This is a genomic window from Bartonella sp. HY328 (assembly GCF_025449335.1).
Classification (GTDB): Bacteria; Pseudomonadota; Alphaproteobacteria; order Rhizobiales; family Rhizobiaceae; genus HY038.
The window spans coordinates 2406025-2425613 of sequence record NZ_CP104883.1 but is presented as its reverse complement, the minus strand read 5'-3'; the positions used below and the strand labels follow the sequence as shown (position 1 = coordinate 2425613).

Annotated in this window: 18 protein-coding genes and 1 tRNA gene; 9 read left to right on the top strand and 10 right to left on the bottom strand. The window is 40.8% G+C overall.

The genetic code is table 11. The annotated features are described in order from the left end of the window. Positions 1-429: 429 nt before the first annotated feature. The gene (hrpB, locus tag N5852_RS10380) at positions 430-2934 is read right to left on the bottom strand and encodes an ATP-dependent helicase HrpB (protein WP_262097723.1); all 2505 of its coding nucleotides are present in this window, start codon (positions 2932-2934) and stop codon (positions 430-432) included. Between the two features lie 99 nt (positions 2935-3033). Here hrpB and N5852_RS10375 point away from each other — a divergent pair, with 99 nt between their 5' ends. Both N5852_RS10375 and N5852_RS10370 read left to right on the top strand, forming a co-directional pair. After that, the gene (locus N5852_RS10375) at positions 3034-3366 is read left to right on the top strand and encodes a hypothetical protein (protein WP_262097722.1); all 333 of its coding nucleotides are present in this window, start codon (positions 3034-3036) and stop codon (positions 3364-3366) included. A 111-nt stretch (positions 3367-3477) separates the two neighbouring features. After that, a complete protein-coding gene (locus N5852_RS10370; protein ID WP_262097721.1) occupies positions 3478-4251 on the top strand; it encodes a transporter substrate-binding domain-containing protein in 774 nt (257 codons plus the stop codon). 78 nt (positions 4252-4329) lie between these two features. Here N5852_RS10370 and N5852_RS14700 read toward each other — a convergent pair whose 3' ends face one another. From N5852_RS14700 to N5852_RS10350, 4 genes are all read right to left on the bottom strand, one after another. Next, the gene (locus N5852_RS14700) at positions 4330-5103 is read right to left on the bottom strand and encodes a transglycosylase SLT domain-containing protein (protein ID WP_315973219.1); all 774 of its coding nucleotides are present in this window, start codon (positions 5101-5103) and stop codon (positions 4330-4332) included. A 9-nt stretch (positions 5104-5112) separates the two neighbouring features. Next, positions 5113-5301: a hypothetical protein gene (locus N5852_RS10360; RefSeq protein ID WP_262097720.1), complete on the bottom strand. Its 189-nt coding sequence runs from the start codon at positions 5299-5301 to the stop codon at positions 5113-5115. A 61-nt stretch (positions 5302-5362) separates the two neighbouring features. Further along, positions 5363-6487, bottom strand: coding sequence for an Mrp/NBP35 family ATP-binding protein (locus tag N5852_RS10355; protein ID WP_262097719.1), 1125 nt, complete (start codon positions 6485-6487; stop codon positions 5363-5365). 159 nt (positions 6488-6646) lie between these two features. After that, positions 6647-7207 (bottom strand): hypothetical protein, encoded by a 561-nt coding sequence (locus tag N5852_RS10350; RefSeq protein WP_262097718.1) that lies wholly within the window; start codon positions 7205-7207, stop codon positions 6647-6649. 250 nt (positions 7208-7457) lie between these two features. On the opposite strand from N5852_RS10350, the gene N5852_RS10345 reads away from it, so the two are divergent. The 7 genes from N5852_RS10345 to N5852_RS10315 all read left to right on the top strand — a co-directional run bounded on the left by N5852_RS10345 (position 7458) and on the right by N5852_RS10315 (position 14272). Continuing rightward, positions 7458-7533 (top strand) — tRNA-Ala (locus N5852_RS10345). Positions 7534-7742: 209 nt separating this feature from the next. After that, entirely contained in the window at positions 7743-8804 is a 1062-nt protein-coding gene (locus tag N5852_RS10340; RefSeq protein ID WP_262097717.1) for an ABC transporter substrate-binding protein, read from the top strand. A gap of 94 nt (positions 8805-8898) precedes the next feature. After that, positions 8899-9696, top strand: a complete 798-nt coding sequence (locus N5852_RS10335) for an alkaline phosphatase family protein (protein ID WP_262097716.1) — start codon at positions 8899-8901, stop codon at positions 9694-9696. After that, on the top strand, positions 9697-10509 hold the full coding sequence (locus N5852_RS10330) for an ABC transporter permease (RefSeq protein ID WP_262097715.1): 813 nt from the start codon (positions 9697-9699) through the stop codon (positions 10507-10509). Between the two features lie 2 nt (positions 10510-10511). Next, entirely contained in the window at positions 10512-11303 is a 792-nt protein-coding gene (locus N5852_RS10325) for an ABC transporter permease (protein ID WP_262097714.1), read from the top strand. A gap of 24 nt (positions 11304-11327) precedes the next feature. Beyond that, entirely contained in the window at positions 11328-12332 is a 1005-nt protein-coding gene (locus N5852_RS10320) for an ABC transporter ATP-binding protein (protein ID WP_262097713.1), read from the top strand. A 722-nt stretch (positions 12333-13054) separates the two neighbouring features. Continuing rightward, complete coding sequence (locus N5852_RS10315; RefSeq protein ID WP_262097712.1) at positions 13055-14272, top strand: YeeE/YedE family protein; 1218 nt, start codon at positions 13055-13057, stop codon at positions 14270-14272. Between the two features lie 82 nt (positions 14273-14354). Here N5852_RS10315 and N5852_RS10310 read toward each other — a convergent pair whose 3' ends face one another. The 5 genes from N5852_RS10310 to N5852_RS10290 are packed head-to-tail and all read right to left on the bottom strand — an operon-like array spanning position 14355 to position 19555. Further along, a complete protein-coding gene (locus N5852_RS10310; protein ID WP_262097711.1) occupies positions 14355-15341 on the bottom strand; it encodes a Rieske 2Fe-2S domain-containing protein in 987 nt (328 codons plus the stop codon). Then, positions 15338-16408, bottom strand: a complete 1071-nt coding sequence (locus N5852_RS10305; protein ID WP_262097710.1) for a DUF3419 family protein — start codon at positions 16406-16408, stop codon at positions 15338-15340. The genes N5852_RS10310 and N5852_RS10305 overlap by 4 nt, the downstream gene beginning before the upstream one ends. Positions 16409-16441: 33 nt before the next feature. Beyond that, a complete protein-coding gene (locus tag N5852_RS10300) occupies positions 16442-17728 on the bottom strand; it encodes a F390 synthetase-related protein (protein WP_262097709.1) in 1287 nt (428 codons plus the stop codon). Further along, entirely contained in the window at positions 17718-18563 is an 846-nt protein-coding gene (locus N5852_RS10295) for an MBL fold metallo-hydrolase (protein WP_262097708.1), read from the bottom strand. Before N5852_RS10295 ends, N5852_RS10300 begins: the two co-directional genes overlap by 11 nt. Next, positions 18560-19555, bottom strand: coding sequence for an NAD-dependent epimerase/dehydratase family protein (locus tag N5852_RS10290; protein WP_262097707.1), 996 nt, complete (start codon positions 19553-19555; stop codon positions 18560-18562). Before N5852_RS10290 ends, N5852_RS10295 begins: the two co-directional genes overlap by 4 nt. Positions 19556-19589: the final 34 nt, after the last annotated feature.

Sequence of the window (19589 nt, the reverse complement as noted above, 5' to 3'; positions counted from 1 at the left end):
TTTATATTTAATTACATAGTTATTGTTTAAATTAGTCAATATTTTGACGGCTATTCAATAAATAATAAAAGTAACAGGCGCTAAATTATTCATATAAAAGCCATATTATGTTCCGAAAAAACACAATGTTTGAATATGAGAAATTTTATAAAGGTATATTTTATAAGCTAATATTTGAGTTAAATAAATAAAAAATTAATAAGCGGTAATTGGGTAGAAAAGTTATAGCGATTTCAAACTAATCAAAAAATGGTTTTCAATTTAAAAAAATAAGAATTAATATATTCTGCCAATACAAGCATTCGGCCGATCTGCGCAAATAGAATCTTTTTTAGCGAAAACTAAATAAGAAAATTATATCTTTGTTATATAATTTAAAAAACTAAAAATCTGAATTAGATAGGTTTTATTTGCACTGGTAGAAACCTATCAAGTGCCGCGTGGTTTAGCTCGTGTGGTTGGCAGAGCGTCGGCTGGGTTTTCGGGCCATAAATGCTTAGGGTAGCGCCCACGCATATCACTACGCACATCTTTCCATGAACCAGCCCAAAAACTTGGTAAATCGCGGGTAATTTGGATAGGCCGATGCGCTGGTGATAAAAGTTCAATAATTAGGGGGATTTTATCGCCCGCAATTGTTGGATGGGTGGTTAAGCCATATAGTTCTTGCACGCGCAATGAAATGCTAGGTTCTTCCCCCTCATAATCAATCGCTATTTTAGAGCCAGTCGGCGCGGTAAAATGGGTGGGGGCAAAAGTATTAAAATCACGTTGTAAATGATAAGGTATCAAAGAATACAAACCGTCGCTTAGCATTTTACTGGTTATCGCGCTAAGCTCGGCCTTGCCAGTTAAAAATGGTAAAAGCCATTCATCTAACTGCTGCACCAATGCCTTATCGCTTACATCCGGCCAAGGTTCGCCCAATCCTTTAAACAACCAAAATAGTCTTTGCCGCATTTGCTGGGCATCTTTATTCCAAGCTAATAGATTAAGGCCCTTTTGGTGTATTATTTCAAGCCATTTTTGGTCGGTAATATCGCCTTTAGGGCTGGGTAAGTTCTTTTCACTCAAAGAAATAGCCCCGAGATTTTCGCGCGCTAATGTCCGAAGAGTGCGGCTTTGCTCATCAAAATAAATCAGTGTTTCTTGGCTTATTGAGCTGCCCTGTTGGGCATAAAGGCTATCTTCACTAAGGTTTGCCGCCGCTAATATACGCGTGCGCTCAGCGCTACCAGTCAAGTCGGCGATAACTAAAAATGCAACATTGGCTAAGGGCTCAACAGTGTCCATAAAGGCACCCCGTCCATTGCACAGTAAAAATTGTCCTTTTTTACCGCGTGCTTTGGCAATCCGATCCGGCCACGCGTCCATCAAAAACTCGCTTGCCGGTATAATATCGGTATTGTTCGACAAATTTTGCTTTTTTATGGATAATTGTGCCGCTTCATCGGCAAGAGATTTTGCAAGCCGCTTAACATCTTGGGCGCGCTTTGAGCGATCACGTTGGAAAAAACGCAGTCTTTCATCAATGTCAATATTGTTGCCGCCAAGTCCCCGTTCAACAAGCAATAGTGCAAGTTCTGCAGCTGCGTGAGCTTGCCCTCTTTCTGCGGCTTTTAATACCATATGGGAGTATCGTACAGGCAAACTTAAGGCACGCATAGCTTGCCCCATCAAAGTTAGTCTGCCATTTTCATCAATTGCATTTAACTTGATAAGTAAGTCGCGTGCTTCTTTGAGTGATGGTAGGGGAGGCGGATTTAAAAAACGTAAGTTAGCGGGATCTTGTACACCAAAGGCTAAGCAATCCAAAACAAGGTTGGATAAATCTGCATTTAGGATTTCGGGCGTTGCAAAGGCAGGAAGTGCTGCATTTTGCCCTTGTAACCAAAGGCGAATGGCAATGCCTGTCTGGGTGCGTCCTGCACGCCCAGCCCGTTGATCAATGGAGGCACGTGAGGCACGTACCGTCTCAAGTCGTGTTAAACCACTTGCTGGTTCAAATATTGGTACTCTTGCTAGGCCACTATCAATAACAATGCGTACATCTTCAATAGTTATTGAACTTTCGGCTATGGAGGTTGCAAGCACAACTTTACGCGAACCCTTTTGAGCAGGTAGGATAGCATTATCTTGATCTTTTATATCAAGTGTTCCAAAAAGCGGAGTAATAATAATGCTGTTGCCATTGATGGTTGGATTGTCACCTAAACTATTTTGAAGCCTTTGCTTTGTTCGCTCAATTTCGCCTTGACCAGGTAAAAACGCTAAAATACTGCCATCTTCTTCTTTTATTGCTTTGATTATAGCGCGGCTCATGGCTTCTTCAATGCGTTCATCATAAGCTTTTGGGCTATAGCGAATGTCTACATTATAGCTTCTGCCTTTGCTTTCAATAATCTCGGCATCATTTAGCAGGCTGGCAACGCGCGCCCCATCAAGAGTTGCTGACATAACGATGATTTTTAAATCATTGCGCAAACCTTCCTGCACATCAATCGCCAATGCAAGACCAAAATCGGCATCAATATTGCGTTCATGAAATTCATCAAAAATGATGGCACCAATGCCATTCAATTCCGGATCATCTAAAACCATGCGAACAAAAACACCTTCAGTCACAACAATTATGCGTGTTTCCTTGGAAATTTTTTGGTCCATTCGCATGATGTAGCCAACTTTTTGCCCAAGGCTTTCTCCAAGTAAATCAGCCATGCGCCTTGCTGCCGCGCGCGCAGCCAAGCGCCGTGGTTCAAGAAGTATAATTTTGCCATTAGGATTTTTTGCGATTTGATCCAGTAAAAATAATGGAATAAGTGTCGTTTTACCAGCACCGGGCGGCGCAACTATGACTGCACGATTATGCTTCTCCATGCATTCGCGAAGGGATTCAAAAATTTCAGTGACGGGTAAAGGCGGCAATTTTATCATCAGTGTTGTATAAAAAAACTCACTAGTTTTGGCAAGGATATTGTAAAGACATATAATTTCAATAAAGTTTTTTGCTACAGTATAAACCTCAGGAATAATATGAAATATATATGTGTGCCAATTAGCTACGAAGCAATGCAGCGGCTTAATTATAATTGCTGCGAGGATGGGGATCTCATTGAATTGCAACTTGATGAGGATAAGTTTCGTGATTTATGGAGAACTACCATTTTTGGAGCGCTTAATGCTGAATTAGGGCTGATGATTGAAGAGTTTGAAGATGCGCAAATTACCGATATTGATCAACTTATGAGAACAGAAGCCATATTAAAACATTTTGCACGATTAGATCTTGGTGACGATTTAGATAAATTATTAGATCTTACAAAAGATGCAATCACGTTTAAAACGGGGCTATTTTTCTTCTTTTAGCTCGTAATTGAGCAAGGTATGGGGGCATAAAAGCGAAATTTGGGGGTAGCAAGTTTACTATGGTAATCAAAAGCGCTTTTTTTTAAAAAATAGAATAAAATGGAGGTTACTTTGAAAAAACTATTATTAATTTTATCGGCAACTGCTTTATGTCCACTAACTGCATGGGCAGATAGCGCATCTCATCTTGATCACGTCTTGGAAAACAAGACTTTGCGCGTGTGCACAACAGGTGATTATAAACCCTATACATTTTTAAAAGAAGATGGCGATTATACGGGTATTGATGTGGATATGGCACGCTCATTGGCTGCAAGCCTTGATGCCAAGGTGGTATTTGTTCCCACCACTTGGAAAGAGCTCATGCCTGACTTTTTGGCCGGTAAATGTGATATCGCCATGGGCGGCATTTCCATTTCATTAGAACGCCAACAAAAGGTTGCTTTCTCCGATGCTCTTGGTATTGATGGTAAAGTACCCTTTGTGCGATGCGACGACGTTGAAAAATACGCAAGTGTTGAACAATTAAATCAGCCGCATGTGCGCGCGATTGAGCCAGCTGGTGGCACAAATGAAAAATATGTTCGCAAATATATGCCAAAAGCACAGCTTGAACTTTTTCACGACAATAATATTATTTTCCAAAACCTTGTTGATAACAAAGCCGATGTCATGATTACAGATATTTCGGAAATCTTATATCAAAAGCGCTTTTATCCAACCCTTTGTCCGGTAAACCCTGAACAGCAACTCACCTTTGCCGAAAAGGGCTATATGTTACCAAGAAATGATATTGTTTGGAAAAATTATGTCGATCAATGGCTGCATATTGCGAAAAATAATGGTGAATATAAGGGCTTTGCTAAAGAGTGGCAAAGCGAATAGTTAAAGTTAATTTAGCCCATAAAAAAAAGCCCCCTTTATAATTTCATAAAGAGGGCTTTAAAATGCAAATTTTAAAAATTATTGCGCGGCATAAGCTGTTGCAATGGATAATGGGCCAGGGCGTAAGCCAGTATGCTCTAACACGCCTTTTGCTTTGGCATCATAATAAAAACCACGTGCATAAAGCCGCACTGCGCGTGACTCATCGCCGTCTGCAACGAGATAGGCACCAGCAAGATATTTTACAGCATAGCGCAGATTGGTTTCAGCGTCTAAAAGACCCTGTGCATGACCATTATAGCCCATGCTTTGTGCTGTTGGGTGTGAAATCTGCATCAAACCCCAGTAAGGACCATTTCTTGCTTGTGGATTGCCGCCACTTTCACGCAAGACAACGCGGCGAACAAGACGCTCAGGAACATTGTAGGCACTGGCATATTGACCAATCAGCTGCTCAACTTCAGCAGTTGCATTAGGGAGATGATAAGTGGTTTTAACCCGTGGACCAAGATTTGCTGTGTTAACTCTTGTTACCTTTGGCGTATTCAAAACAGCGCTTGCTGCATTGGATGATGTTTCTATCTTGCTGTAACCAAGCAATGATGTTTTTTGCTTTGATTGCTCAATTTGGCGATATTGCTCATCTAACCGTACAAGGTTGAATTGGCTGTAGCCCAATGGTGTCATGCTGGTGCCAAGACGAGAAACCGCTTTGGGAGATACTGAATTTGCTGCAATCGCTTGTGGAGTAATTGAACTTGTAAGTGTTTTATCAACAGAATTACAGCCAGTAAGAGCTGCAGCAGATAAAATAAAAGCAACTGGTAAAAAAGTTTTGATGCTGGTCTTCATGGCTTAGCCCTAGTTCCTTTTTCCATTGGTAAGCTCTTCTTCAAGAGCTACTAGATCTTCAGGAAGGGGGAGGCCTTCAGCCTTCATGATATTTAGCTTTTCTTGCAATTGCTCGGCTAATTGGTGCTTATCTTGAGGTTGATTCACCATATCTTGAAGCAATATTGCTATCTCTGCCTTGATATCTTCCAGAGCCATAAACGACACCCATAAAAATTAACAATATGCCTCATTAGCACATTTTTTTTGAAATGAAAAGCTATGTAAGCTGCAGTTTCGCAGATATGGTTTCTGCAATGTTACGGTAAGCTGCTGCATGCGCACCATTTGGACTCGCCAAAATAATTGGTTTGCCATCATCGCCACTGACACGAATGTCGGGATCTAACGGAATTTCGCCAAGGAATGTCAGCTTGCGTTTTTCAGCTTCTTGTCTTGCACCGCCATGACCAAAAATATCATATCGCTTACCAGTGTCGGGCGCAATAAAATAACTCATATTTTCAATGATACCTAAAATAGGGATACCTACTTTGCTAAACATTTCAATACCCTTACGCGCATCGATTAGTGCAAGGTCTTGCGGAGTTGATACAATAACCGCACCTGATAATTGCACTTGCTGGGCAAGGGTAAGTTGGGCGTCACCAGTGCCGGGAGGCATATCAACAACCAATACATCAAGGGGTGCCCATAGCACATCGCGCAGCATTTGGGTGATAGCAGACATGACCATTGGCCCACGCCAAACCATTGGTGTGTCTTCACTAACAAGAAAGCCCATCGACATTAATTTTAAATTATATTTTTCAAGCGGTAACAATTTTTTACCTTCAACTGCTTCTGGCTTGTCATATATCGCGGTCAAACGCGGTAATGATGGGCCATAAATGTCGCCATCCATGATTCCGACATTTAATCCTTGTTCCATTAATGCAAGGGCTAAGTTAATTGCGGTTGTTGACTTGCCAACGCCGCCCTTTCCCGATGCAACGGCAATAACGTGTTTAACGCCGAGGATGGGGGTACGCGGCGCAATATCAGAACTTTTATGGGGATGGCTACTCGCAGGTGTGGATTTTTGCACAATTGGCTTGGTTGGGCGTTTTACTTCGCCCGATTGGTCGCCAGCATGCTTTTCAGCTGTTAGGGTAACAATTGCCGATTTTACCCCATCAATTGCTAAAACGGTTTTTTCAGCGGCAAGCCGCAAGGGTTCCAACTCTTCTGCACGGTTGGCTGGTACATTAATTGAGAAAAATACCTTATTATCAGCAATAAAAATTTCCGATACCAAGCCAAGGCTTACAATATCACTTTCAAAATCGGGCCCTTTAACGGCGCGTAAATGTGAAAGAACAATGTCTTGGTTAAGTGCGGACATGATATTTTTCCAATTGAAAATGAGTATTAAAGTTTTACGGCTTATATAGCCATTTTTGTACTAGGATATATGGAACTGTTTGCAAAGAGACAAGGCTTTTAATTAAACATTGTCAAATGTCTTTTGAATTTAACTATATTTGGGTATTAAATATTTGTTTTATGAAATTTTCAACCATTGTTCGGCTTGTTCGGATATTTCATCATTTCCTAAATCTCCACAATAAATGGAAATATAACTCTGATCGTAAAATATTATTAGCCAGCTGTCATTTTCTAAATAGATGCGTTCTCTAATCCATTCATATGAATAAATATGATGAGCATATTGTGATTTAATCTGTAATTGTGTTTCATTAAGTATGAGCTGAAAACCATTTTTAAGGAGCATATTATCAGAATAAAAATTTATAAAGGCTGATTGTCGTAAATAGCATGTTGCAGAATTTGCAATAAGTAAGACGAGCTTGATGCATAATAGTGAAAATAAATATCCAATAGCCGTGGTTCTGCTCATTTTGCTAATACCAACAGTTTGGCAGAATATGATACTTAATGCAAATAAAAGCGGTATTGAATTGATAATTCGATAAATTTTTTTTGCTGGTTCTGAAACCCTATTTTGAATGGCTTCTTGATTTAAAGCTGTTAATAACATTTTAAAATCGTATGAACCTAAGCCTCTAACATTTAATGTAATTTCGCTAGGTGCCTCAGCCATTATTTATCCTTGTTCATTTGCAACTTAAAACTTTTTTATTAATGAATGAAAAGGTGTTTTATGTCGATTATAAAATGTAGGAAGTGCAGCATAAAGGCGATAGAAATCTATGTGGGGAAAAAAAATTACAAAATTTCAATTTTTTGCTTGATCTTTATGTAATCTATCTTTAATGAACCGCTCACGAAGTTAATTTAAAGCTTCTACCAAATCAAAGGCGGCTTTTATAAAAGTCATGCAAATTGATTATGGGGCTATAGCTCAGCTGGGAGAGCGCCTGCATGGCATGCAGGAGGTCAGCGGTTCGATCCCGCTTAGCTCCACCAAATTTTTCAAATTTTAGCAAAATTATTTATTGTCAGTGCATTGCAATCTTGTTGGTTTTAACTTTACAATTATTTGCCTGCAAAAGTCTTGATTAAAAGCATTTCATAAAACTGTCATCTAAATGTCAATTTTTTGCAATCCAATTATGAAAACCGAATAGGCAAGCCCTTTTCATGGGGAATCTAGTTGCTTTTATTCGAGGTTGTAAATGCAGAACCGTTTTTTTAAAACTCTTGCTCATTTATCAATGGGTGCAACAGCGCTTCTTTTTTCTTGCCACACACTTTTTGCCGCAGATATTTCTGCGCTAGTTGATGCTGCTAAAAAGGAAGGCACGGTTAATTCTGTCGGCATGCCTGATAGTTGGGCCAACTGGAAAGGCACTTGGGAAGACTTAAAGGTAAAATATGGCCTTAGCCATTTTGATACGGATATGAGTTCAGCTGAAGAGCTTTCCAAGTTTGAAAATGAAAAATCCAATGCATCAGCTGATATTGGTGATGTCGGTTTAGAATTCGGCCCAATTGCTGTTGCTCGTGATCTTGTCCAGCCTTATAAGCCAACGACTTGGGAACAAATTCCTGATTGGGCCAAGGATAAGGATGGTAATTGGGCGCTTGCTTATACAGGTACCATTGCTTTCATTATCAAGAGTGATTTGCCAAACCCACCCAAAAGCTGGGAAGAGCTAAAAAACGGTAATTTCAAATTTTCGATCGCTAAGCCAGGTAGCGGGGCGCAAGAAAATGCTTCAATCTTAGCTGCTGCTATTGCTATGGGGGGAAGTGAAGAAAATTTGCAACCCGGTATAGAGCTTTTTGCCAAGCTTGCCAAAGAAGGGCGCTTGCGGTCAAACTCGGTTTCACCTGCTAATCTTGAACGTGGTGAGATTGAAGTGGCAGCTATTTGGGATTTTAACGCGCTCAATTACCGTGATGCTGTGGGCGGCGGAAAATATACCGTGCTCATTCCATCCGATGCATCAGTTATTTCTGGTTATACCACAGTTATTAATAAATATGCCAAAAATCCAAATGCCGCAAAATTAACGCGTGAATATATCTTCTCTGATGAGGGGCAGATTAATCTTGCGCGTGGTTATGCACGTCCAATTCGCATTGATCATATCACTTTGCCGCAAGATGTTGCAAACCGTGTTTTACCTTCCGAACAATATAAGGCAGCACGGGTTATTAACTCAGAAATTTGGAAAAACACAGCACCAACCATTACTCAACTTTGGCAAGAAAACGTGCTTTCTGAAATGTAATGCGCAGTTAACTCAGTCAAATTAAGCTTTTGCCGAGTAATTAATAGCTTGGCAAAGGCGTATTTTTTTCAATTACGCTATTTAAAGGTGCGTTATGTCCAAGCTAATTTTGGTTGTGCTAGATGGTCTGCGTTATGATACAGCGCGCGAATGTTTAGGCTATTTGGAAGGATTAATTGACTTAAAGCGCGGCAATGTTACAAAATTGCGATGTGAATTACCTGCAATGTCACGCCCCTTATATGAAACCTTATTAACTGGTCGCAGCCCTGCTGATCATGGCGTGGTAAGTAATGCAATTGTTCGCAGGTCTAATGGCGATAATATTTTCGCACTTTGTCGTAAATCTAATTTAACCACTGCCGCTGCTGCCTATTATTGGGTGAGTGAGCTTTATGTCAATGCCCCATTTGATTATAAAAAAGATCGCATTTTGATTGATCAAACTAAAGACATTAATTACGGTGTGTTTTATTGGGATGACAGCTATCCCGATAGTCATTTATTTGCAGATGCGCAAAACCTGATAAATCGCTTCTCGCCGGAATTTTTATTATTGCATCCTATGAATATTGATGATGCAGGCCATAAAAGTGGTGGCAATTCGGTTACTTATCGCAATAATGCTCGTAAGGCCGGTGATCTTTTGGCGCAATATATGCCCAATTGGCTAGAGCAAGGCTATAAAGTAATTGTCACCGCCGATCATGGTATGGGCGATGATGGCAACCATAGTGGACCATTACCAAGTGAATCTGAAGTACCATTTTATTGGTTTGGTTTTGATATGAGTGTGGAGGCGTTACGGCAAACAGAAATTGCGGCGCTTTGCTGTGCTGTTTTAGGTGTAGATGCTGCAAGTCTTACATCGTTTTCTGGAAAATTAGCCTAAATGAAAAATGCAAAATATATGCGGCTCTATGCCTTGCCTTGGCTTGTTTTTTTAGGCATTATCATTGCTGCTCCCTTGGTAAGTGTATTTATTGGCTCGTTTAATTATATTGGTGATTTTCTTTTTTATTATCAAAAAATCTTAACCAGCAAATTTTATATTAACTCCTTTATTGCAACCATTGAATTATCTTTGCTTACAAGCCTTATCGGCATGGTTTTTGCCGTTCCGATTTGTATTAGCTTGCGGGCAAGCTCTTATCTTTCCAAGCGTTTTGCCACTGCTTTTGCAAATTTGGGTTCTAATTTTGCTGGTGTTCCATCGGTCATGGCTTTTGTCATTTTGCTCGGCGCTAATGGTGTGTTGACAAAAGTTTTAATTGATATGGGTATTATAAATGAACTTAATATATACAGCTTCTCTGGCCTTGTTTTAACCTATTGCTTTTTCCAAATATCTTTAGCAATTGTTTTGCTTTTACCTGTTGTTGTTGCTGTGCCAAAGGATATTGAAGAAGCAGCATTTTTAATCGGTACAACCAGACAAAAATTTTGGTGGTTTATTGGTTTACCAATTATTTTTAGGCAGCTGGTCGCGATAAGCATTTTGCTTTTTGCCAATGCCATGGGCACTTATGCAACCGCCTATGCGCTGGTTGGTACCAATGCCCGCATTGTCACCGTTCGTATTGGTGAGTTGGTGGCAGGCGATGTTTTTGCCAATCCCGGTCTTGCTAATGCCTTATCAATCTGTTTGCTCGTTGTGCTTCTTGTTCCCATTGCGGTTAATCAACTTATTGGCAAAAAGAGGTAATAATGAAACAATCCTTTATTGCCCGCATTTTGTTAATAGTTTTTGCACTGCTCATGGCTTTGCCGTTTTTGGCAATTATTATCAATGCTTTCGCGGTTGATTGGTCAGATAGCTTTTTACCACGCGGTTTTACTCTGGCAACAATTGTTGACGTACTCGCTGATACGCGCTTTCAAATGGCATTTTTGCGCAGTGTGTTTGTTGCCATTTGCGCTATTGCTTTAGCCGTTTTGCTTATTGTGCCCGCTATTTTGGTAGGCCACATTTATTGGCCAAGTCTTGATAAATGGATGGCACGTTTAATTGTGTTGCCCTATGCTATTCCAAGTGTGGTTTTAGTGGTTGGCTATTTAAAAATTTTTTCAGTACCGCCATTGCAGATTAATGGCACAATCTGGATATTGATCTTTGCTTATGTGCCTATTTGCTTCCCCATGCTTTATATTGCTTTAAAAAACAGCCTTAATAGCATAGCGATTGATGATTTGCTTGATGCTGGCCGCCTTATTGGTGCAAAGGATGAAACTATTTTAATGCGGGTTATTATACCGCTACTAACGCCCGCCTTATTGCTAGCTATATTATTAAATTTTAGCATTTTAATTGGCGAGTTTGTCTATGCCAATTTGTTGGTGGGGGGCCAGTTTGAAACTTTGCAAATTTATATCTATGCGCACCGCAATGAAACAGGGCGCTTTGCTAGCACTATTGTTTTTATTTATCTCATATTTTTATTGGTGATGACTGTCTTAACGCTGGCTTTAAATGCGCGTCTTGCAAAAAGTCAAAACTAGGGAACAAAATTAGGAAAGTATAAAATGACCAGTTTGGTGATTGAAAATCTTGAGGCAAATTATGGCGATAAGACAATTCTTGATGGCATATCACTGTCAATTGCTCAAGGCGAATTTCATGTGCTTTTAGGGCAGTCAGGTTGTGGTAAAACCACCTTGTTGCGTTGTATCGCTGGTTTGCACCAAGTGGCAAAGGGGCGCATTTTGATGGCAGCGCGCCAAATAGATCAATTGCCACCCAGTGAGCGTGAATTGGCCATGGTTTTTCAGCAATATGCGCTATTTCCTAATATGAGTGTGCGTAAAAATTTAAGTTTTGGCCTAGCGCAAAAAAAGTTAAGCAAGGCAGATATTAACAGCCGCGTCGATAAGATGCTTGATATGGTGGCATTAACCGAATTTGCTGATCGTTTGCCTGCCAATTTGTCGGGGGGGCAACGGCAGCGGGTTGCCTTAGCCCGTGCAGTTATCTTAGAGCCTAAAATATTATTGCTAGACGAACCCTTATCGGCACTTGATGCGCAAATCCGGCGAAAATTGCAAAATGAGCTTAAAAACCTGCAAATGCAGCTTGGTGTCACTGCAATTCTTGTTACCCATGATCAGGATGAGGCATTGATGCTTGGTGACTATATTTCTGTGCTGGATAAAGGCAAAATTGCACAGACAGGTAGCGCTAAAGACATTTTTTATCGGCCGCAAAATATGTTTGTCGCAAGCTTTTTGGGGGACGCCAATATTATTCCGCCCAATTATATCAGCGGTGAAGCTGTGCAAAAGGGCAGTATGGCTTATGTTATCCACCCTGCCAATTTTATAGAGGGTGAAATCGCTAATGCAGCTTTGAGCTTTACCGGCAAGGTTGAGGATTGCCAAATTATCGGCCAGTTTTTGCGGGTAAATATTCGCTATCAGGATTTAGAACTGCGTTACGATAAAATCAACCAATTTGGCCTGCAGCCACCACGAAAAGGTAGCGACATGACGCTTTCTTGTCGTTTAAGCGATTTACACAATATTCAACAATGAAGCGAGGCAATAACGCTTGCTACTCCATCGGTTAGTACGCTTTCCGAACCATAACTAAAATAATTTGCTCGCCAGATTTTCAAGCTTACAGGCCGATTAAGTGTGAAAGATGATTAGTTGCATTTTGGCTATGTAAATTGATATTTTTAACAATCCAAGCACTCTATTATGTTATGCATGATGCGCTGGTCGGCGGCGTTACGCGTTCGCTTGCCTTTAAACTTAGCTTTGTTGGATGTGGATATTGATTAGGAACAAGATGCTAAGTCTTTATTATTGCAGAGTGTAGGGTCAGGACCTATTAATTTGTACGAAATGGTATGAGTAAATTTTAGGGAGAACCCAAAGATTAAAGGTGAGAAGATCCGCAGGAAATATGAATATTTTCAAGGATCTTCGACAAAGTAATCGCGAAAATTTACTTGTATCCTGAAAGGACACAAAAACAGCTGTAATCTACTGCGTCGTAAAGCTCAAATGGGTATATCACCCACTTTTCGCTCTTCTCCTTGTATATTTTTGCTGTTTATTGTGCCATTTCATTTAAATTAATAGGTTCTGACCCTAGCTATCCAAAGATTAAAAACTTACGAATTTTACTAAAATTAGCCTTTTTAATGATAGCGTGGCATCGATAAAATCCGCGCTAATTTAGCTTTTTCACTCGACAAGTATAAACATTATTCCTAAAAGAGCTTTATCATTATATGAAAGGAACTGCCATGTACACGGTCGTGTCTGGTCAGACAAAAAAGCTGTCAGCTTATCTGACTTTTTCTAAAATCATCTCAATTCTATTTCTCCTTTTTGGTGCAATTTTTATCGCCCTTACCTATGGCTGGCGACAAGGCCTATTATTATTAGTGGGCGGTGCGCTTGGCATTACTCTTTATCATTCAGCCTTTGGCTTTACTTCAGCATGGCGGGTTTTTATCCGCGATGGACGTGGGCGTGGGTTAAGAGTGCAAATGCTCATGCTTACTATTGCAGTTTGCTTGTTTTTTCCAACTCTTGCAGGTGGAAGCTTTTTTGGCAGTCCGGTTGTTGGAATAAGCGCACCGTTAAGCCTTGCGGTTATTATCGGCGCATTTATGTTTGGTATTGGCATGCAACTTGGCGGCGGTTGTGCCTCTGGCGTTCTCTTTACCGCGGGCGGCGGTAGCGCCCGCATGTTGGTTGTATTGTTTTTCTTTGTGTTGGGGGCACTTATTTCCACTGCCCATGCGCCTTTTTGGAATGCGGTTCCCGCTCTTGACGCCGTTTCTTTACTCACAAGTTTTGGCCTTTGGGCTGGTATGGCAATTTCGCTTGCTTTGTTTGCCATAATTGCGCTTTTGACCCTATGGGTGGAAAAGCATAAATATGGCGTAGTTAAAACAGAAAAGCCTTCTAACAGCCACGGATTTTCACGATTTTTACGCGGTCCTTGGCCACTTATATGGGGGGCGATTGCCCTTGCCTTACTCAATTATATAACGCTTATTGTTTCTGGCAGGCCGTGGACGGTTGCCGGTGCTTTTCCTATATGGGGTGCAAAAATTGCTACCATTTTAGGGGTTGATGTTGGCTCATGGGCTTTTTGGCAAAATCCAAGCAATGCAAAAAAGCTAACTTCAAGTATTTTTACCAATGTGCAAACCGTCATGGATTTTGGCATTATTGCTGGTGCGATGTTAGCTGCAACCCTTGCGGGGCGATTTAAGCCTAACTTAAAAATGTCCTTTGGCTCCTTTTGTGCGGCTATCATTGGCGGCTTATTGCTGGGCTATGGCGCAAGAATTGCCTATGGTTGTAATATTGGTGCTTATTTTTCTGGCATTGCCTCGGGCAGCTTACATGGTTGGCTATGGCTAATTGCAGCCTTTTTGGGCAATATTGTTGGTGTCTATGCTCGCCCATTATTTGGACTTGAGGCTAAGGCTGTGGCGCAAAGCTGCTAATTTAGTTTCATCCGCAATGTAAAAAAACGAGCACTTTTTTTGATAGTTAAGTGCTCGTTTTTAAATTCTTTAAATTACCGTTTTATATTAATAACGTCATTTGACCTTCTGGCAAATTAATCAGCTCGTTTGGCGTTTCAATGATGCGGTCAATCATTGGGCGAAAAAGATCGAGTGGTGATTTTGCATAAGGCGGATTGCCAGCAAGGTGGCGATTATTGGTTGCGTCTTTCATAATGTCTTGATCTTGTGAAATGACTTTACGCATAATCGGTATGAGAAATAGCCCTTTAAGATAGCCAAGACCATGCTGCTTGGGACCACGAAAGACAGCAGAGCCCTTATATTGGTTATCAATTTCGCGGCTAAAATAAGCGGTTAAACACAAGCTTAAACCTTGCTTGCCATAATATTCAAGGCTTACCGTGCCGGGTAATTCAAAACGATTAATGGCATGGCTGCGCTGTGGTTCTAATAGGCGGGACAAAAAGCCATTTTGCTTTTCTTCACCTTGATGGCGAATAATCAAAACACTGTTTTCAACGCTTGCGGTAAATGTCACCGAATTTTTGCTTGCATTGGATCCGCGCACAATACCCTTATGGACAAAAAGTGTATGGATGGGATCAAGGACATTTTCTACCACATCCGCTAAATTTGAAATGGCATCATTTTCCATAATATATTGGGCATAGGGTTGATCGTCCCAAATAATTTCTGGCAAATTGCCAGCACTTTCTTCATCTTGGGTAATGAATATAAGCCCATTATGCTCTTTAGCGGTGAAATTGCGTAAAAAGCGGCGTGGTAATTCACCATCATAAAGCGGCACTTCTTTGCACGTACCTTTTTTATCAAAGCGCCAACCATGATAGGGGCATTCTACTGTGTTGTCGACAACGCGCCCTTTTGATAGTGATGCACCGCGATGCGGACACATATCTTTTAAACAGCCAATACCTTCTTTGCTACGAAATAGCACTAAAGCCTCGCCCTCAAACATAATACGGACAGGCTTTTTCTTTAACTTATCGGCTATGTAAACGGCATGCCAAAAATGTTTTGTCATAATAGGCTCCCAATAGTTCCAACTCGGATATCATAAATAATGGCGCGATCTTGACGGGTTAGCTCGCATGATAATTCTTCATTTATGTGGATATTTTCAAAAGGTAGCGGCAAAGGATTAAGCAAAATACGCTCACAAAATATGGCATTTTCACTCGCACTGCTAATTACACCTTGCCAGCAGGACTTATAGGTCTCTAATGTGCAATAAGAGCCAAAATCAGAAATTGAAAAGCCACTCATTAATCCCAAATCCAATTCGGGCAATTGATGAAGTCCGCCATTTACAATTCGCATTTTTGGTAAATTATCGCGCAATGATTGGTAGCGATCTTTCGCCATATGATAGGGTAAACCTTGGCTAACATCATGATACCCACGCAACATTAACGAGGCAAAATCACTATCGCGAAAGAAAAATTCGCCTGCACTATTTTTAAATTTTTGTGCAAGTTGTTTTTCTACCTCTTCACGTGATGGAATAAATGCACCACCCGGTTCACCAATAATATGGGTCCAGATGAAGCGGTGGGACAAAAATTTAACACCGCTGCGCCAAATACCTTGGTTAAATTCGCGGTTCCATATCGCTTGCTGTTCTTCCAGCGTTGATGCGGCAAATAAAGCATTAACCGCCTTACCTTTCATAACGCGCAATGTTTTTGCGGTAAAATTCAAGACTTTTTCCCAAAGCCCACAATACCAGATACCATTTTTAATGAGCTTGGTATTTTTATCCCAATAGTCGCGTGCTTCAACGGTTAATTCACCTCGCAATAAATGATAAGTATTAAGGCGGTTTTTAGCTGGTAAAAGCCCAATAAAGCTTAAATAGTCATCATATTCCAAGGTTTTAATTGCTAGCATTTTAAGCATAAGCATGGCATTTTGGGCAAAACTTAAATCAAGAGCAATGACTTCTAGTGCATTGGTAAAAAGCATATCAAGCGGCCGTGTACCTGAGCCTGTCAAGCATAAAAGACCTTGAGACACATCTTTCAGCGCTTGTAGCTCGCTTTGTCCATCCTCATTTGAGGAGGAAAAATTGAGGTTGTTAAAAAAGCTCATATCATCCCCACTATTTCAATAATAATGCTATATTTAGTTGTGATGTTGATGTTGGTTGATAATGCGCCGCAACTTCCCCTTTGGCGGCGGCGTTAAAACTTGTTGTTCGATAATAAATGTTTGCGAAATATTAAATCTGTCCAATAGGCCTTCAAAAGCAAGATTCAGATCTATCAGGCTTTGCGCATCAATATGGGGCGGCAAAGTTATGACAATTGCGCCATCTTTGCGGTAAATAAGCCTAAAATCTTCGATTTGTTTTGATGCATCAAGGATAGAGTTGCGCATAATATCTGGTGTTAAAGTAACAAGCCGCCCGTCACGTGCGCGCAGTTTAAAAACATCATCCATACGGCCAACAACTTCGCTAATGCGGCGCATGGGGGAACCACAAGGGCATGGTCTTTCGTCAAGGCGCAAAACATCATTCATGCGATAACGGGCCATAATTTGTGTATTACGAATAAAATCTGTAATGATTGGCGTAACCAAGCCATCATCGCTAACCGCTTCGCACTCAAAATGCATGCTGTCTTCGCAAAGATGAAGATTGCCATGCTCGCACGGCGTTGCCAATAAGCCTTCCGATGCCATATATATTTCTTGGCACTTAACGCCAAAGGCTTCGTCAATAATTTTACGGTCACATGGATCTAACACTTCTGCACCGCTAAAGACGCGTTTTAGCGGCAGCTTAAATCCGTTTTCAACCAAAAAACGTAAAAGATGCGGCGGTGCAATTAATGTATCAGGGGCAAAGGCCGCCAATTTGTCGGCGACACATTCCAAGCCATCATTTAAGTTAAAAAACTGCAATTGTAACCGCCATAAATGATTGGCGGATTGATAAATTGGTGTTGCGGTGGGCAAGGCAACTGCAATTTTTGCGCCTTGGCGTGGGTACTTGGGTAACAGCTTTGCAAGAATAGTGCCAAGCCAAATATATTTTTCACGCTCGCTAATAATATAAAGGCTGCGATTACCACTCGTACCAGTACTCATACCAATGGTGAAATTTTTCGGCTGGTCATGATTGTGCAATTTTTGCCGCAACTCATCGCTGCTCATTTTGAGGCAATTGAAATCGGCAAAATTATCCATCATGATTTTTTTGTCGATGATCGGTAGATCCTCTAAAGCCCTAAAATTTTTGTCCTTATAAAAACCAACCTTATCAATATCTTGGCTAATTAAACGCGCTAGATTTTTGTTTTGCCATTTTGTTAATTCCTCTTCGGTCTTAAGTGCCTTTTTTAGCTTTAAAACTTGATAGAAGCTTTGCAGCGCAAAACCTTTGGTAAATAAATGCTCAAACATCATGCTTCCCCTTTTTCAACATAGTCGTAGTTAATGCGAGATGAGAACTGTCATAAGAGTTGGTTGAGGGATCATGGCACAAAACAAGGCTATAACCTTGTTGAATAAAATCCTTGACGATTGCATGACTGAGCTGAGCCTCATTGCGATTAAAACTCACCATGCGCATGGCAAAACTTTGTCTTCGATCTTGTAAATTGCAAGCCAACCAATCAACATCAACCGCATAAAGCAAAGGTGGTGATAATTTTGGCCATAAAAGCCCAAAATGGCCAATATCATGTCCGGGCAAAGGCAAGGCAAGCAATGACCCATCACCCAAAATATCATAGGCTTGATGATTGTTTATAGTAATGCTCGCGCAGTCTTCGATGAAACAAAGTCGCTCTTCAAAATCATCCGGCAATAATTCATTAAAGTGGCCATGGCGCCATTGGCTGAAATTTGACGCTCGTTTAAATTGCTCAAATCCTATGCGGCTCGCCAAAAAACGTGAATTTGGAAAATCCTTGACGGCAGCGATATGATCGGCATGAAAATGAGTCAAAATAACAAGGCTAATATCGCTTTTCAACTGACTTAAAACTGTTTCACATAGACCTAACGCATGAAGCTTAGGGCGCAAGAGAGCATTGTAAATTTTTAATGGCAATGAGCGGCTCTCACCCTGAGTAACTCGGTGGCTATAACCGGTGTCAATAACAATATTGCCGTGATTTTCCGTTTCATATAGTCCCCAACGCACGCAAAATTGTTGTTTTTTAAAACCACCATGGCGCGTAACCAAACCTTTAGGGGCGCTGACCCATGCGCTATTAAAAAAACGAGGCGCCTTCATTGTAAGCTCCCATTATGATGAAATGTTTTATGTAATCCTTCCGCAAAATCAATTTGCGGTTCAAAGCCTAACATTTGTTGTGCTCGTTTGATCGATAAGGTTTGTGAATAGGCAAAAACGCCAAGGCTGTACCTGGTTAATAAGGGCTCAATATTGGGTAAAAAACTACGGTGAAATTGCTCCATCATGTAAATTAATGGTCGCGCAACTGCTAGCGGTGTCTTTTTCCAACGCACATTGCAATCCAGCCTTTTTGCTGCTTCATTAACGATTTTGGTGATAGGCAAAGCCTCTTTACCTGCAATGTTAAATATTTTTTGTGGCAATTGCCGTGGTGCTAAAAGGCTTGCCCAAATAACGCGGGCAACATCTTCAACATGGGTAAGATTGGTAACTGCTACACCATCGCGCAATAATGGCAATGGTCGTTTTTGTGCAGCCTTGATTAAGCGTGGCAACAAGGCTGTATCACCTGCACCATAAATTGCCCTTGGTCGCAAAATAATTGGTGACAAATCGGCATAGCTAAGAGTTAAACGCTCAGCCTTTACCTTTGATGCGGCGTAATCATTAATTGGCTTTGGTAACGGAGTATATTCATCAAGATCAAGCTGATCTGCCCATGTAAAATAAATACTTGGTGATGATATGAAAATGAAACGGCTAATAGCACATGATTGAGCTATTTTTAATAAATTCTCGGTTACCTCGACATTGGCGCGATAAAAATCTTCGTGCTTACCCCAAAGCGATGAAAGGGCAGCGGCATGGACAAGACCATCAATGGTTTCATTTTGCAACCTTTGTCGCAATTCTTGCATATCTTGCAGGTTTTCAAGATTAATTGGCCAGAAAGTGCAACCTAGCTGCGTTAATAGTTCGCCGCGCTTTAAATTGCGCCCAATTGCGATAACATCGCATTTTTTGTCGCGTAATAAGCGGCAGGTTTCAAGCCCAAGAAAGCCTGTTGCTCCTGTAACAATAACACGCATGGTTCCCTCGCCAATATAATCTTAGTGATAGATG

What these genes read in the sequence shown, in the direction of transcription:
- N5852_RS10325 (WP_262097714.1), top strand. Translation starts at nt 10,512, where the DNA reads ATGAAACAATCCTTTATTGCCCGCATTTTGTTAATAGTTTTTGCACTG.
- N5852_RS10375 (WP_262097722.1), top strand. Translation starts at nt 3,034, where the DNA reads ATGAAATATATATGTGTGCCAATTAGCTACGAAGCAATGCAGCGGCTT.
- N5852_RS10290 (WP_262097707.1), bottom strand. Translation starts at nt 19,555, where the DNA reads ATGCGTGTTATTGTTACAGGAGCAACAGGCTTTCTTGGGCTTGAAACC.
- N5852_RS10330 (WP_262097715.1), top strand. Translation starts at nt 9,697, where the DNA reads ATGAAAAATGCAAAATATATGCGGCTCTATGCCTTGCCTTGGCTTGTT.
- N5852_RS10335 (WP_262097716.1), top strand. Translation starts at nt 8,899, where the DNA reads ATGTCCAAGCTAATTTTGGTTGTGCTAGATGGTCTGCGTTATGATACA.
- N5852_RS10305 (WP_262097710.1), bottom strand. Translation starts at nt 16,408, where the DNA reads ATGAGCTTTTTTAACAACCTCAATTTTTCCTCCTCAAATGAGGATGGA.
- N5852_RS10310 (WP_262097711.1), bottom strand. Translation starts at nt 15,341, where the DNA reads ATGACAAAACATTTTTGGCATGCCGTTTACATAGCCGATAAGTTAAAG.
- hrpB (WP_262097723.1), bottom strand. Translation starts at nt 2,934, where the DNA reads ATGATAAAATTGCCGCCTTTACCCGTCACTGAAATTTTTGAATCCCTT.
- N5852_RS10340 (WP_262097717.1), top strand. Translation starts at nt 7,743, where the DNA reads ATGCAGAACCGTTTTTTTAAAACTCTTGCTCATTTATCAATGGGTGCA.
- N5852_RS10350 (WP_262097718.1), bottom strand. Translation starts at nt 7,207, where the DNA reads ATGGCTGAGGCACCTAGCGAAATTACATTAAATGTTAGAGGCTTAGGT.
- N5852_RS10320 (WP_262097713.1), top strand. Translation starts at nt 11,328, where the DNA reads ATGACCAGTTTGGTGATTGAAAATCTTGAGGCAAATTATGGCGATAAG.
- N5852_RS14700 (WP_315973219.1), bottom strand. Translation starts at nt 5,103, where the DNA reads ATGAAGACCAGCATCAAAACTTTTTTACCAGTTGCTTTTATTTTATCT.
- N5852_RS10315 (WP_262097712.1), top strand. Translation starts at nt 13,055, where the DNA reads ATGTACACGGTCGTGTCTGGTCAGACAAAAAAGCTGTCAGCTTATCTG.
- N5852_RS10360 (WP_262097720.1), bottom strand. Translation starts at nt 5,301, where the DNA reads ATGGCTCTGGAAGATATCAAGGCAGAGATAGCAATATTGCTTCAAGAT.
- N5852_RS10300 (WP_262097709.1), bottom strand. Translation starts at nt 17,728, where the DNA reads ATGATGTTTGAGCATTTATTTACCAAAGGTTTTGCGCTGCAAAGCTTC.
- N5852_RS10295 (WP_262097708.1), bottom strand. Translation starts at nt 18,563, where the DNA reads ATGAAGGCGCCTCGTTTTTTTAATAGCGCATGGGTCAGCGCCCCTAAA.
- N5852_RS10355 (WP_262097719.1), bottom strand. Translation starts at nt 6,487, where the DNA reads ATGTCCGCACTTAACCAAGACATTGTTCTTTCACATTTACGCGCCGTT.